This window comes from Bacteroides salyersiae WAL 10018 = DSM 18765 = JCM 12988, from assembly GCF_000381365.1.
In the GTDB taxonomy this organism is placed as follows: Bacteria; Bacteroidota; Bacteroidia; order Bacteroidales; family Bacteroidaceae; genus Bacteroides; species Bacteroides salyersiae.
This window is the reverse complement of sequence record NZ_KB905467.1, coordinates 45393-60832: the sequence shown is the minus strand read 5'-3', so window position 1 is coordinate 60832 and position 15440 is coordinate 45393. Positions and strand designations below refer to the sequence as shown.

At 43.0% G+C, this 15440-nt stretch carries 9 protein-coding genes; all 9 read right to left on the bottom strand.

All coding sequences use genetic code 11. The annotated features are described in order from the left end of the window. Nucleotides 1-54: 54 nt before the first annotated feature. On the bottom strand, nucleotides 55-1665 hold the full coding sequence (locus HMPREF1532_RS11625; RefSeq protein ID WP_005929497.1) for a PAS domain-containing sensor histidine kinase: 1611 nt from the start codon (nucleotides 1663-1665) through the stop codon (nucleotides 55-57). Between the two features lie 184 nt (nucleotides 1666-1849). Beyond that, complete coding sequence (locus HMPREF1532_RS11620; protein ID WP_005929494.1) at nucleotides 1850-2863, bottom strand: threonine aldolase family protein; 1014 nt, start codon at nucleotides 2861-2863, stop codon at nucleotides 1850-1852. 145 nt (nucleotides 2864-3008) lie between these two features. Continuing rightward, nucleotides 3009-5282: a family 20 glycosylhydrolase gene (locus tag HMPREF1532_RS11615; protein WP_005929491.1), complete on the bottom strand. Its 2274-nt coding sequence runs from the start codon at nucleotides 5280-5282 to the stop codon at nucleotides 3009-3011. Nucleotides 5283-5318: 36 nt separating this feature from the next. Then, nucleotides 5319-7892 carry a glycoside hydrolase family 3 N-terminal domain-containing protein gene (locus HMPREF1532_RS11610; protein WP_005929488.1) on the bottom strand — a complete coding sequence of 858 codons (2574 nt, stop codon included), beginning with the start codon at nucleotides 7890-7892 and terminating at the stop codon, nucleotides 5319-5321. 16 nt (nucleotides 7893-7908) lie between these two features. Further along, a complete protein-coding gene (locus HMPREF1532_RS11605) occupies nucleotides 7909-10095 on the bottom strand; it encodes an alpha-N-acetylglucosaminidase (RefSeq protein ID WP_005929485.1) in 2187 nt (728 codons plus the stop codon). A gap of 108 nt (nucleotides 10096-10203) precedes the next feature. Then, a complete protein-coding gene (locus HMPREF1532_RS11600; protein WP_005929482.1) occupies nucleotides 10204-11037 on the bottom strand; it encodes an endonuclease/exonuclease/phosphatase family protein in 834 nt (277 codons plus the stop codon). A gap of 30 nt (nucleotides 11038-11067) precedes the next feature. After that, nucleotides 11068-12168 (bottom strand): endonuclease/exonuclease/phosphatase family protein, encoded by a 1101-nt coding sequence (locus HMPREF1532_RS11595; RefSeq protein ID WP_005929479.1) that lies wholly within the window; start codon nucleotides 12166-12168, stop codon nucleotides 11068-11070. Nucleotides 12169-12246: 78 nt separating this feature from the next. Further along, a complete protein-coding gene (locus tag HMPREF1532_RS11590) occupies nucleotides 12247-13542 on the bottom strand; it encodes a T9SS type A sorting domain-containing protein (RefSeq protein ID WP_005929476.1) in 1296 nt (431 codons plus the stop codon). A 70-nt stretch (nucleotides 13543-13612) separates the two neighbouring features. Further along, a complete protein-coding gene (locus HMPREF1532_RS11585; protein ID WP_005929473.1) occupies nucleotides 13613-15427 on the bottom strand; it encodes a RagB/SusD family nutrient uptake outer membrane protein in 1815 nt (604 codons plus the stop codon). Nucleotides 15428-15440: the final 13 nt, after the last annotated feature.

The window sequence follows — 15440 nt, the reverse complement described above, 5'->3', positions numbered from 1 at the left end:
CACGCCAACATAGTATTTAGGTTCAATTTTTAAGAAATCTTCATACTCCCATTCCTAAAGCAAAGCCACCGGCATCCGAAACCAAAAACAGGAACCTTTGCCCTCTTCCGACTCGGCACCGATCGTTCCTCCCAAACGCTCTACAATGACACGACAAATAGCCAGCCCCAATCCGGTGCCCTTCACAAAAGTATTCAGCTTCACAAACCGTTCAAACACCTGTTCTATTTTATCAGCAGCAATACCAATGCCGGTGTCTTTACAAAAAAAGTATATCTCATCTTTTGTTTCATCCAACCGATAGCCTATAGATATGGTTCCCCGTTCGGTAAACTTCATGGAATTGCTAATAAAATTAATCATCACTTGTGACAGACGAAGACGATCCGTCATTATTGTACACTCCGGTACTCTTTCCGTAAACACAATCTTCACATCTGCCGAGTGCTCTTTTTGATTCATCTGCTGACAAATAGAGTCTAACAGTTGATTTACATCAGTCGTGGAATAAGAAAAGTCCATAGTACCCGCCTCGATCTTCGACAAATCGAGAATATCATCTATCAGTTGCAAGAGCAGTTCGTTATTCACTGCAATTATCTTCATGTATTCCTGCTTCTCCTCCGGATCATCTATTTGGGAAATCATATCGGAAAACCCCACAATCGCATTCAGAGGGGTACGGATTTCATGACTCATATTGGCAAGGAAAGCAGACTTCAGCCGATTCGATTCTTCTGCTTTCTCCTTGGCTTCCCGCAACGCCTGATCAAGCTTTAATTTCTCCGTAATATCTTCAAACCGTAACAAACCGCCTATCACCTCCTTATTATCATCAGCATACACAGGAGTGCCCGTTACCTCAAAATCAACACCCTCCACCCGTACGGTGTGGCGCACAATTCTTTTCTGCTCGATCGCTTCTTTGAAAGCACAATGTTCACAAGGTTGGTCTCGCAAAGCACTGGTCCGATAACAGATCATTCCGGGGGTGTAATGCCGTCCGGAAACCAGATTTTTCAGATGTGTCGTCTCTTCCCATTGTACCCTATAATCTTTATCAATATAAATCAATCCGAAATCAATACTCTTCAATGCCAAGTTCTGTTTTTTAATGGCACTTTCCAACTGATTTTTGGCAATCAGCAACTCTCTTTCATATCTTTTTAACTGACTGATTTCCCATCGGGTTACCAACAACCACTTACCGGACACCCCACGGGAAAATATGGATTTCATCACAATCGTATCATGATCGACTCCATCGGTAGTGACATAGTGTTCCTCTGCACGATAAGGCTTACCTATTTTGACCAAATCTTCATCAACAGCCCGGTAATACCGTCCCCGCTCCTTGCCGTAGATGTCATAATCACTACGTCCGACAGCATCTTCACACTTAATGCCCGACTGTAACTCGGATTCTTTGTTCCAATAAGCATATTTGAATCCATTTTCAATATCCTTTACCATCACAGGAAAGGGAAGATTATCGAGTATGTCAAACAGAAAACGGTGATAATCCCGTTCTTTTACCCCCTTACTTCGCAACTCATGAAGTTTATACAATAAACATACGATTACTACCCCCATTAGAACCAGCAATCCATAAAGCCATAAATGAGTCATCACAGCCTCATTCCCCAAAGATACATTGTGAGTCATAAATCAATGCCGTATTTATGCGGTAAATATATGCATTAAGTTCAGAATATTTTCCAAAACGTCAAGTTATATTTTCCAAGTATTTCAAAACTTAAGATTTCAATCCGAAATTAATTATCATAAAAAAAGGTTCGCACCTGTGAAAGTCCGAACCTTTATTATTTTATCCTTAAACAAAAAAATATCAGGAATTCAGCAAAAGAATAAAACGGTCGATATCATCCTCTGTCGTGTCAAATGAAGTAACCAAGCGAATCTCATTGTTCTCCTCATTCCAAAAATAGAAAAAATAAGATTCAAGCATTCTGTCTATCACAGAACGGGGCATAGTAAGAAACAGTTGATTACTTTCCACCTTTTGAGTAAAACAGACACCGGGATAATCTTTCAAAGCATCATAGAGCCTACGCGCCATACGATTGGCATGAGATGCATTTTTCAACCAAAGATCATCCGTGAGATAAGCGGTGAACTGGCAAGAGAGATAACGCATCTTCGAAGCTAATTGTGCCGATTGCTTACGGATAAACCGCGCTTCCTCTTTCAAGGCATCATCAAAGATGACCACGCACTCTCCCATCATCAGTCCATTTTTGGTACCGCCGAAACTAAGCACATCGATCCCGCAATCTACCGTCAACTCTTTCAGAGAAAGACGAAGGGCGGCACAAGCGTTGGCAATACGGGCACCATCCATATGGACACGCATCCCGTATTGATGGGCCAACAAAGTAATTGCTTTCAGCTCATCGGGAGTATACACAGTGCCTAATTCGGTACACTGGGACAGATAAACAGCTCCCGGCTGGGAATGATGTTGGTCGCCAAAGCCATGAAGATATGGACGAATCAACTCCGGAGTGAGCTTTCCGTCCGGAGTTGCCACCGGCCGGATCTGACAACCGGTCATCTTTACGGGAGAGCCGCATTCATCCACATATATATGTGCAGTCTCGGCACATAGGATAGACTGATAAGGACGCGTCATCAACTGCAAGGCAACGACATTGCTGCCCGTACCGTTAAAAACAAACAGGGGCTCACAGTCGGCCGTAAATGTTTCTCTGATTTTCCGGACAGCTCCTTCCGTCCAAGGGTCATCACCATATCCCAATGCATGATTCTGATTCGCCAAAGCCAGTGCTTCCATCACCAAAGGATGTACACCGGAATTATTATCGGATGCAAAACTTCTCATATTTTCCTTTAATTAATTTTCCTATGCAAAGGAACGGAATTCTTTTTAAAAGAAACAACCCGAAAAAAAATTTATAAAAAAAGAGAGCCGGTTTTCATATCCATATGGAATCGGCTCTCCTGTTTGTTATCCTGAATACTAAAACTTAATGAAACAAAGTTACCGGAGTTTGAAAATCTTCTCCTTTCCCGGCCATTACAAAACCTTTATTATTCCAAATACGCGGATATCCGCCAATATTATTGTTAATAAACAACAATCGGAAAGCGTGTTTGCCCTTCTCCAAAGCAAGAGATGTACGCGTGTGTGAATGACGTACCAATTTACCGTCATTACTCAATACCAATTTACCGTCTATCTGCAACTCGTCCATCTCGGTAGATACATAATAGACTCCGTCTTGAGGCACCTCAAAATATCCGGTATAGCAGAATGCCCCCTTATCTTCTAAAACTGGTTTCAAATTGAAATCGTCTACTATCTTTTCATCCTTCCAAGCAGCGTTTTCCGTATCTTTCACAAAATAAAAATCACCCTCTGCATACATCAAAGACACTCCCGGTTCAGTCCTCTCTTTGTAAGACGGCCATAAGGGTTCTTTCACTACTTCTATCGTACGCACTCTGCTCATTTTGCCCGAAGAAAGAAGGGTTGCAATACGTATAGTCTGATTGCCGTCTACAACAATGGGAGCGCTGTAGCGTTTGGAATGAACCGCCGGTTCGCTTCCATCCAGTGTATATACCATCGGAAGATTGCGGCTATTCGAGAAACTAAGCGTATCCGGACCGACAATTGCCACACGATCGGCCATCGGCCCTTCGGGCAATGGAATGTGATAATGAATATGATGTTCGTCCAAGCGTACCAATTGATTATCCAGACGACGTTCAAAAGATGCATAATCTTTTCTATCGGCAGGTGTCCAGGTAAGTTCCGCTACCGCCAACAGTCTCGGATAAAGCATGTATTCCGTATGATCCGGATTGACGGCATATTCTGCCCACATATTACCCTGTGCTCCTATCACATGTGAGCGTTGTTCCGCCGGTATTTTTTCGGACGCAGGATTGTAATGATAGGTTTTGCTCAGCAAAGTCTTAAAATTAATTGTAATAGGCTCCACTTCGATATTCCCCTGCCCAAAATCCAAATACAACCATTTGGCAGGTGTCATTATCACATCGTGCCCCATGGAAGCGGCCTCGATACCACCTTCCTCCCCACGCCACGACATTACGGTCGCCGTAGGTGCCAGTCCGCCTTCAAGAATCTCATCCCAGCCTACCATGCGCTTACCATGTGCCAACACTACTTTCTCGATCCGGTGTACAAAATAACTCTGTAACTCATGGGCATCTTTCAACTTTTCATCCCGCATGCGCTTCCGGCACTTCGGACAAGCATTCCACCTCACTTTGGGACATTCGTCTCCTCCTATATGAAAATATTTACCTGGAAATAAAGATGCGACCTCATTGATTACATCTTCCAAAAATTTAAAGGTCTGTTCATTACCTGCGCAATATACATCCTCTTCCACCCCCCACTTATTTCTCAACTGGAAAGGACCACCGGTACATGACAATTCCGGATAAGCCGTCAGAGCGGCCAAAGCATGTCCGGGTAATTCGACTTCCGGAATGACCGTTATAAACCTTTCTGCCGCATAAGCAACCACCTCCTTAATCTGTTCCTGTGTATAAAAACCTTTGTGTATACTTCCGTCAGCATTACGACGCACTGAACCCACTTCGGTAAGGCGGGGATATTTCTTTATTTCAATCGTCCACAGATGATCATTCGTAAGATGCCAATGAAAACGGTTCAGCTTAAACATAGCCATGATATCCAACTGCTTCTTGACAAAAGCCACATCATGAAAATGCCGGCTGACATCCAGCATCATCCCGCGATAGGAATAAGCCGGTTCGTCTTCTATCTCGACACACGGCATAGCCCATACAATATTATTTATAACCTGTCCACTCTCTATCTCGGCAGGCAAAAGTTGCATCACCGTCTGCATCCCATAAAAAATTCCTTGCGGGGACTGTGACCGTACCCAAATTCCTTCAGGAAGCACGGCTAATTTATACCCTTCCTCTTTCAGGTTTAAAGTAGTATCCAAAGCCAGACGAATATAATTCCGTTCTGCTTCCTGTCCGTCAGCAAGTTGATAACCGGTAGATTGCTTTATCTTGTATTTAAAATAACCGGCAACCGCATCGAGCGTATCATTATCGATAATAAAAAGCGTGTTAGGATTTAAAACAAATTCTCCCGTCTGTTGAGTGATTCTCTCAGGTTCGGGAATTATGTGAAGACCTTCATTATAAGGTTTCACAACCATCTTCTCCCCACAAGCAAAAAACACCAAAGAAAAGAGTGGTATCAGACAAAAAGGCTTGATTCTCATATATCACAGATTTAATTAATAATTATTTTTTCAGTTTCAATTGTCACCATAGTTCATACGCACATTTACAACCTCTTGATTATCGACCGGTACTTCCAGATTCTGATATCCCTTTTTACTAAATATCAATACTTCCTTATTCCCTACATCCATCCGATAGCAGCCCCTGTCATCGCTCTTCCCAAGAAGTTCTCCCGTGCTCTTGGCATAAATATTCACCTTCCCTATCAAAGTGGCCTGTACATCCCTTACTTCTCCATGAACGGAAATCGTCTTGCTGCTCTTTAGTATTTTTTGTTCTTCTACCAAAGCGGTGGATACAAATTCACCGACGGAGACTACTTTCGATTGAAGAATATTGTCTGACGCAGCCCCCACCTGTAACTCAAACTCTCCCGGTTCAACTACCCTTTTATTTCCGGCATTTACAATATAAAGATCGTTCACTGCGACTTTCAGTTTCACCGTTTCTGTTTTTCCAGCCTCAACATCCACTTTCTTAAAATCCCGCAGTTGCTTTACAGGAGTTACCACGGTACTAACCTTATCATTCACATACAACTGCACGACCTCTTTCCCTTCTCTCTTTCCTGTATTTTTAATATCGACATCAATGTATATCGTATCATTGAGTCCATAATGTTCTTTGTCTGTCCTTAGATTCTTATATACAAAAGAAGTATAAGTCAGCCCATGACCAAAAGCCCAAAGAGCGTCCGGAGAGGAAAACACATAATCTCTTCCCGGAGATTCATAGCTTCCGGGATTTTTGTAAAAGCCCTTGTCGGAAGGAAGATAATTATAATATACCGGCAAATGTCCCGTAGTCTGAGGATAAGAAAAAGTCAGTCTTCCTGATGGAGAAATGCTTCCAAACAAAATATCCGCAATCGAATTTCCTGCTTGTTCTCCTGCATACCATTGTGTCAAAATAGCCGGAATATGTTTCTTCTCCCAAGATATGGCAAACGGTTTTCCGGTTACCAATACCAACACTACCGGCGTTCCGGTTTCATGCACTTCTTTAATCAACTGCCCTTGTACTCCCGTCAGGTTCAGATCATTCAAATCAAAACCTTCACCACAGGTAGAACTTTTATAATCACGTGCAAGGGCCGCACTGGCGCTTCCACAAAACAGAATCGCCACTTCACTCTTCCGTGCCGCTTCTACGGCCTCCTTTATTCCACCGGCATTCAATGAAACGAGATCGCATCCTTTCGCATAACGGACAGTAGCCTTACCGCCCAATAATCGCCTGATTCCCTCCAACGGGGTAACGCCGTCTTTGTTATTACGACTCCATGTATAATCTCCGAATTGTACCTGGTCTGCATTAGGGCCGATCACCGCAACAGACTTCAACTTATCGGCATTCAAAGGCAAAAGCCCATTCTCGTTTTTCAACAGGACAACCGATTCATCCGCTATCTCTTTCGACAACCGTATGCTTTCTGCCCCATGCATCTCACTATGAGAATACTGTTCGCCATAAGGGTCTTCGAAAAGTCCCATTTTAAACTTGGCGTACAATACCCGGCGAACAGACTCATTCAAAACCTCCTCATCCAACTTCCCCTTCTGTATCAGGCCGGCCAACAAAGGATAACAATTACTAGAAGCCTCTACATCGAGCCCGGCAGTGAAAGCCTGCATAGCCGCTTCTTCCGAATTATGCGCCACGCGATGAAGAGTCTTCAACATTTCAATGGCTCCCCAATCCGAATATACATACCCTTTAAATCCGAACTGTCCGCGCAATACCTCTGTCAATAAATAATGCGAAGCAGAATTCGGCACATGATTCCATGAATTATAAGTAGACATAACCGCCAACACAGGAGTATTACGAATCACCATCTCGAACGGTTTCAAATATACCTCATGCAAATCCCGAAGCCCACATTCCACAGAAGCCAGATTCAAACCGCTCAACGGATTACCATGAGGGCCATAATGTTTCAGCATCGGAGAAATACCGTTGTCCATATACCCTTTTACTTCGGCAATGCCAAACAACCCGCATAATACAGGATCTTCTCCGAAAGATTCTTCCACACGTCCCCACCGCAAATCTCTTACCACGTCGATGCAGGGTGCCAATACCTGATGCATTCCCTGTGCATGAAGGTCTTTCGTGATCATTGCCGCTTTCCGGTAAGCAAGTTCAGGGCGGAAAGTACTCCCCATGGCTATATTCTGAGGATAAATAGTAGATCCCTCGTGTACCGAACCATGCAATGACTCCGCAACGGTAAACACCGGTATCCCCAAACGCGTATTCTCAACCATAAATTTCTGTATCAACTGCATATTCTTCTTACAGTTAACTCCTGTCAATGGAAATCCTTCTACAAATCCCCAGCTCACACCGCCGGTAAATTTCCCGAGCTTTTCCATATCCAAGTCCTGACCATTGAATACATTCCATGAATGGATATGCCTGATTTGCGCTATTTTTTCTTCCAGAGTCATGCGTCCCAACAAATCATCCACCCTTTCCGATATCGGAAGAGAGCTTTGCCTATAAGGCAATTGCTGGGCAAATATCATTCCCGGTAAAAGTAAAAAACCGGAAAGCAATAATTTCAATCGATTTCTTTTTATCATAATGTATTTGTTCTCGTTATTTCAGATATGCCTGTTCTATTTTTTTATAATAGCGTTTATGAAGTTCTTCGACAACCGGTATCGTCCCTTCCGGATTCACTTTGGAAAGATAGGTAGAGTTTGCCAAAACCCACTTCTCTTCCATCTCTGCAAAATCCGGATAAGGAAGTTTCTTACCATACAGTAAACTGGCTTTATAGGTTACATAAGCCTCCCAACGGGGAAGATAAAAATCACTCAACAGCCCGCTCCACTCCTTATTGGCATAATCATGCAGATCCGAATCCCTGTCGGTCCATGTCGTTACCAGCCTTTTGGCATTCGTAACGAAGCGTCTTTTTTCCTCAGGAGTACAACCTGCATTTTCGGCTTCCGTCAACCAAGTGCCAAGCATAAATTCCTTGCGGGTGGACAGCAGGCGGTCTTCATCCTTTATGACATCCAGAAATTCAGTGCTATATTTCATAAAGCCATTCTTATTCTTTTGATGAAATGCCTCTACCATTTCTTTATGCAGATACTTGGCATAATCGGATAGAACCTGCCGGGTGACATCGACAAGATCATATTCATAGGTATCGCAATGGTTAAATCGGTTTCTCGACTGATACAAAAACTCCCATGCCTCTACCATCTTTACAGGTTCGTAAAATATCCTGGCATTGCCCCACGTAGACACATGATCGATCGTATCTGCAGGACGGGCGCAAATATAAGATTCTACCGGTCCGCCCAACTCATTATGGCATTCATAGACGGTTTCGGATAATATTTTCCACGCTTTATCACAGTTCGTATCTTCCATGCCATACCTATAATAAGTATAATTGGTCAACCACTGGGGAATCTGGATACTATCCGTTCTCCATGCCATATCATACACCATATCATAAACTACCGGAACCGTTCCGATACCCTCAGGAGCAGTCCCTATACCGCAAATATTTCTCCCCATCGGATGTTCTTTTGCAAAGACGGCTCCCGAAGCATAACTGCTCATTTTTCCATGCAGCCCGGTTTTTCCTCCGAAGTTAGGTAAAGCGCACCATATCCACCGGTGATCCTGATGCCCTTCCGGCTTATGAAACATGGAAGTAGTGACTCCTCCCCACTGGGGACGTTCGCAGGCCATCAGATCCAATATGATTGTCTCACCGGGATTCAACCCGTCCATCAAGTCTTTTACCGGGTTATGCTGCCATCCCTGTAAGACCCAGACCGCTTTCGGGTTTACTTTCCGCATAGCCTGCAATATTTTCTGCGCGGCAAGTTTTACATGAATGCCTTCCGAAGTGCCACCCTCATGAAAAGGATCACCGCCAAAAAATTCCGCATCTCCAAATAATTTTTTCTGTTCTTCGTAATAAATAGCTGCCACTCTATCAAAAAGCGGGTCTGTCGGATCTAAAAAGGCCGGACGCTGATAAGTTTGCCACGTCCCCTGTTCTTTGATACGGGCATCGGGATATTTCTTTTTCAAAACATTAGGAACCATTCCATAAAATCCTTGAAATACCGGTTTCATCCCTAACTCCCTCATCCGCTTCAACATTTTCTGTTGCAGGTCCGTCTGTCTTGCAATAAATTCCGGACTCACGGGCCCGCCGAATCCTTCCAGATTTCCCATGAGCCACCATGCTTCATAGCCTGCTCCCGGAAGGAACGCAGCTATATCCGTTTCACTGAAATTCAATCTTCTAAGCGTATTCTGCCATACGGCATATTCTCCGTACACAGCCATCAAGGGCATGTTGATCCCTTGAAGAGCCATCCGGTCGATCTCTGCCTCCCACCGTTCCCAATCCCAGAAAGCCATGGAGTAGCTATAAGTACAATAATTCAAATAATAGCGGTAAGGAAAAGAAGCGTCAATCCTGATCTTTTCTTTCACCGGAGGCAACGGCTCCGGCAAGTCGGACAAATTATTACCGCACCACGAAACAGAACGGTGACAATAGTTCCTAAGATAATGATTCAGCCCACGTGCCATCGAGACGCCATTATTCCCTCTGATGATAATCTTATCTTCTGTAGTCTGCTCCAACTCAAAAAAATCAGAATCGGAAGAGAGCTGTTCAAAGACAAAAGAGGAGTTATTCGCCGGTAACAGACGTTCAGCCAACCCATATACCGGCTGGTCGGGTTTAGAAATCGAACATCCACAAAACAGGATGGATGTGAAGAATAATAGTACTTTCCGCATTAGAACATTTTTTATGAATTCAATCCCAATAATCTTTTTACAGTATGTCTCTTACGAGAGAAAGAAATTCGCAAGGGAGAAGAGACCATGCTATAAGAAATCAAACATTTATAATTTTACGTCAACAAAAACCGGATAATGATCCGAAACTGCACTTGTATCTACTTTTTTACCATCAATGGAAAGGCTGCGCACTATGTATGACTGGCCAACCTTAACCTTCGAAGCCTTTTTATTATCAAGTAAAAGTACATAATCGATCAAAGCTCCGCCATCCGTTCTTCCCGGAATGGAGTTACCGATCGTATCACTTATGATTTTAAACTGTTTCATCCACACAGGAAATGATATTCCGCCTTTGGGCCAACGATGAGAATCATTCAAATCACCGGCAAGAAAAACCGGTTTTGTTTCGTCTTTCACTAAATCACATACGGTTACAGCCCCTTCTTTACGCTTTTCATCATTAAGGTCGGAATGAGTACCGATAAAAACAAAATTCTTGAATTTTATTTTCACGGCAACCCTGGCCTCATCTCCCGGCAAAGGAATTACTTCAATGTTTTTGACAGACCGCTTTTTCCTGACCAGCACTCCACAGCCTATACTGCCATGATCGAATGAGGCGGCATTTCCATACACCGGTGTATATTCACTTCCTGTCGCATCTGCAATATCTTTCAACAGATACCGCCCTCCCCGGTGCAACGAAGCGCTATCGAGCTCCTGCAATGCTACAATATCGGCATCCAGAGCTTTAATTATCCGGGCCAGATTATGTACATTTTCTTCCGATATCGTTCCCGGGTCTGCGGCTCCCTTACAATAGTGCGTATTATAAGTTAACAAACGTATGGTACCTCTTTTCTTTTCATATTCCTGAGCAACCACACCAAAACAAAGGAATGACATTACAAATGTAAAAAATATTTTTTGAAACATGACCGTCGTTAGTTGTTTATTATCACTTGGTTATTCTTTTATCACTTTCCTCACCAAAGATTTACCGGCAGAAAATCCTTTTACGATATACACGCCTTTTGATAATCCGGATACATCCACTGCTGTTACATTTTCTCCTTTCATGCCCGCCATCTTCTGTCCGGTCAGTGCATACACGTCTATCTGCTCTAACGGCATCTCTCCCTGTATGCAGAATCTCTCTCTGACGCCATCAAAATAAACATTAAAATCCGGTTCTCCTTCTACATTTTCAATCGACGTAGAACCCGGAAGCCTGATATCGACAAATACAGGATAATGATCCGACACATTCTGCAGATTGACGATAGCGCCGTTGATCTCTATGGATCTCACTATATGTGTCTGTACCACTTCAATCCTCGAATTATTATAGTCATGGAAAAGGACATAGTCGATAAGCCCCTGGTCAGCGCCTTCTTCACCGTGCGGGCCGTTCCATACCGTATTACCTTTCGTATCACTGGCTATCGTAAACTTTTCCATATAAACGGGAAAAGCAATACCGCCATTTCCCCAACGGTGGCAATCATTCAAATCGCCAGCCAGAAAAACTGGTTTACGAATATAATCCAGTTCGTTATTGATAATATTTGCCCCTTGTATCCGCTTTGTGTCATTAAGGTCGCCATGAACACTTATGAAAACAAACTTATCCAAATCGGTTCTCACCGCTATGCGTGGCTCGTCGCCGGGCAAAGCGATCTTTTTTATTTTACTTATGGGATAAATCGTTTTTATAAGACTTCCGCAACCGACACTCCCACCGTCCCACTTGAGCGCACTGCCGTACACGGGTGTGTAATTCAGTCCGGTCGCTTTGCCTATTTGCTCCAGTAAATAGCGTTTTCCCCTGCTATTTGCCGCACTGTCAAGTTCCTGCAACGAAACCACATCGGCATCCAATGTTTTAATGACCGAAGCCAACAGTCTCGTATTGGCATCATTAATACTGCCGGGATCAGTCCCGCCTTTACAATAATGAGTATTATAAGTTAAAATCCTTATTACATTCCCCTCTTTAGGGTATGTCTGAGCCGCCAATTCCAGACATAAACATAAGAATCCCCAAAAGATTATATATTTTCTCATAACACATTTTCGTTTTTCAATAGCCAACAGGAAGCGTAATTCCTGCCGGCCATTAAACAATGAATACTTGAAAAGTAATTACTTCTTTATTATTTTGACAATATCCTCGCTTGTTGAAGTGGTTACCTTTACAAAATACAGTCCCGGAGTCAAATCAGACACATTGACTATTGTCTGAGAACCGTTTGCTCTCTTCACACAAGCGCCGGTAGTTGAGTAAACATCGATGCTTCGAACATCCGAAGCAACAACAGAAAGTTCATTCACAACAGGGTTCGGGCCGACTTTTATCTTCACACTTTCCGTTTTATTCACACCTGTAGAATAGCTGTCCACCACCTTCACCCAGACTGTATTCAAAGCTAATGCCGGATAGGCAGCATTCTGCATTTCACAACGATATACTTTTCCCACACACTCGCTTCCAAAACAAAACCAACCGGTAGCATCGGCGGAGGTCGGGGTTATTACATCGCCATCTTCATTCTTCCAGGTATAAGTCGTCAGCTTGCCCTGCACATCGTATTCTGCCGACAGATCGATATCCTCATCCACTCCTATCTCATATTCTCCCTCGTCATTTTTCAAACCTATAGGAAGGCCGCCCAACGTATTCCACTGAGATTTATAACCGCTACCCAATACTTTTCCTGTAGCCGGATGCAAAGGCAATGTGGAATATGTGAAACAGTTGTCCTCCAGATTTAATAGCCAGTCCAGGAATTCTGTTTGCCGACAATCATTGCAGACGAAAGCTGTCTCATCTGACAGAATATTCCTATACCCGGCAAGTTGACGGCACTTTCCGGTAGAACCGCTCAAATCAATTTGCTTCACAAAAGGATTACGTCTGATATGAAGATAACAATCATTCTCTGCATTGGTCATTGCTATTTTTACTGTATCCATTTGGGTATTCGAAACGTGTACGGTTGTCGCCTTAAAATCTCTCAGAACCAACTTTCCTTTTAAATTCTCAACAACCGGTAAAACCGGATACCACTTATTGTCTCCCTCCGTATTTGTCCAGGACAAGCTGCTGGTTTTACCATTAAAAGGAGCCGCAGCATTAACACATACCCCAAACAGCGTTTCGGCATATGTAGCCGAATAGGTATGCCATATTTTGCCTTCCGCATTCTTCCAGGTATTCATATCATTCCATGAGAAACCGTCTCTATGAATATCTATTCCCATAACTTCGGCGTTACATTTTCCCTCAATAGCCGAAGGTTGCTTGAAGAACGCCGCATAATCCGCCGTTTCATCCGCGTTGAAATTCCAGTTTTGTTCTTGTGCGAAACCTAAAGTACTTGCAAATGCGAGTACTGCAATAGCAAATACTCTCTTTCCGATCAAAGTAATACTTTTCATAAGTTCAAATAATTAAGTGTTAAACATTTGTAAGATATTTATAGCAGGGGCATCAATAGCCCCCTTTATTTCAGAAGTCAAGCCCGTCTTCCCAATTTGGATTCTGAGTAATATTTCCATTGGTCAATACCCGTTCTTGAACAGGTATGGGATACAGATAATCTCTGTCCTCTCTCCACACTCGAGGTTCGTCTTTCACATCATGAACGATGATATTTCCTTTCAGTCCGTCTGTGAAGCGGAATTCATCTCCTAACTTATAGAACTTCCGGATATTTTTAACAAGTGTTCCCGTAGGTTTCTTTCCTGTATAAATACAGATATCCACTTTATCCTTATCACGCAGTGTCCCGTCATTCATATCAAACACACCAAACCGATTGTCACCCTCGCCATGTTCTAATCCGGGGAAATACATTCCTAAATAAGGTTGTTCAAATATTTTCCCTTCTTTCCATCTCATGACATCATAATACCTGAAACCCTCAAGAATCAACTCCACAGTACGTTCACGGCGAATTTCAAGAATAACCCCTTTATTAACACCTGTTACATTAGCATATCCGGTTTCTATATTACTCAAATAAGGATCCGGATTCGCATTGGCTTCCGCCATATCGATGTTAGGCATTCCTACACGATCACGAATTTTCTTAATTGAAATATCCAGATCACTTTGTGTTAAGGTTCCACGCTCGGCTTTTGCTTCGGCAAAGTTCAGATAAACCTCGGCAGCTCTAAACAAAATATAATCATTGGAAGATCCCATATAGCCGTCTCCACTGGCATCTGTCACCCATTTTATGATCTGGTATCCAGTAGTAGACGAGCTAAAATTGGGAGATTCGACCGTAGTACTGTTAATACGCGTGTAGCCCGGTCCTACTACCGTCTGCGTCAGACGAGGGTCACGATTTTGCATTTCATCATAATACTGCATAGTCTGATACCCTTCTTTATCAGTAAACCGGCTTCCATCGGTCATCAAATAACTGTTGACAACTTTCTTATTCATACCGGGACGTCCATACGTAGGCCCCATCGTATTATAATTGGCTTCATGCATAACCGCCTTTCCCTTGTCATAGTCTCTTGCCAGAATGACTTCCTGAGAAATCGCATCCATGGAAGAGAACAGGTCACGATAAGGTTTCTCACCATCTTTATAAATAGAGTAAGGGCTGTTTGTTATAAAGTCTTCTGAAACAGAAATACATTTATCCAGATAGGTTTCATAACCCGCTATGCCATGATATTTCCGAAATGTACCCTCAAAAAGACAGATCCTCGATTTCAGTGCCATTGCCGTCCATTTGGTCACCCGGTAGAGTTCCGCCGCATCAGAAATATGCTTGATTGCATAATCTATATCTTCAATGATTTTTCCCATAACAAACTCTCTGGTATCCCGGGGCTTCATCAAATCTTCATCATTCGATGCCATCGCTTTATCGTACCAGGGAACATCACCGAATCGCTTTACTTTCTCAAAATAAAAGTACGCTCTGAAAAAACGTGCAATACCGTCATACTGTTCCCGAACAGTCGTATTGGAGCAACGTTGAGAATGTTCCAGATAAAAATTTATATTACGCAAATATCCCCAATCCCATCCGCCACCGGTAGTAGGGATCGTTCGTGAACCGATGATCGCTTCCGGCAAAGTAAACACGCACACAATATCATCGCTCTCCCCATAACCGGAAGAAGCACCCGGAAACATTCCATAAAAATTATTCGTCGCACTCTTTAACTCCATTTCATTATTATAATAAGTTTCCGGAGCCAGAGAGTCAAGTGGAAATCTATCTAACATATCAGCGCAACTCGTTGTACCCAACAATAACATTGCTACATATATATATTTAACTCTTTTCATTTTCATACTTACTGAAGGT

Coding starts and splice junctions, on each gene's coding strand:
- HMPREF1532_RS11610 (WP_005929488.1), bottom strand. CDS start 7,892: ATGATAAAAAGAAATCGATTGAAATTATTGCTTTCCGGTTTTTTACTT.
- HMPREF1532_RS11605 (WP_005929485.1), bottom strand. CDS start 10,095: ATGCGGAAAGTACTATTATTCTTCACATCCATCCTGTTTTGTGGATGT.
- HMPREF1532_RS11600 (WP_005929482.1), bottom strand. CDS start 11,037: ATGTTTCAAAAAATATTTTTTACATTTGTAATGTCATTCCTTTGTTTT.
- HMPREF1532_RS11620 (WP_005929494.1), bottom strand. CDS start 2,863: ATGAGAAGTTTTGCATCCGATAATAATTCCGGTGTACATCCTTTGGTG.
- HMPREF1532_RS11585 (WP_005929473.1), bottom strand. CDS start 15,427: ATGAAAATGAAAAGAGTTAAATATATATATGTAGCAATGTTATTGTTG.
- HMPREF1532_RS11595 (WP_005929479.1), bottom strand. CDS start 12,168: ATGAGAAAATATATAATCTTTTGGGGATTCTTATGTTTATGTCTGGAA.
- HMPREF1532_RS11615 (WP_005929491.1), bottom strand. CDS start 5,282: ATGAGAATCAAGCCTTTTTGTCTGATACCACTCTTTTCTTTGGTGTTT.
- HMPREF1532_RS11590 (WP_005929476.1), bottom strand. CDS start 13,542: ATGAAAAGTATTACTTTGATCGGAAAGAGAGTATTTGCTATTGCAGTA.
- HMPREF1532_RS11625 (WP_005929497.1), bottom strand. CDS start 1,665: ATGACTCACAATGTATCTTTGGGGAATGAGGCTGTGATGACTCATTTA.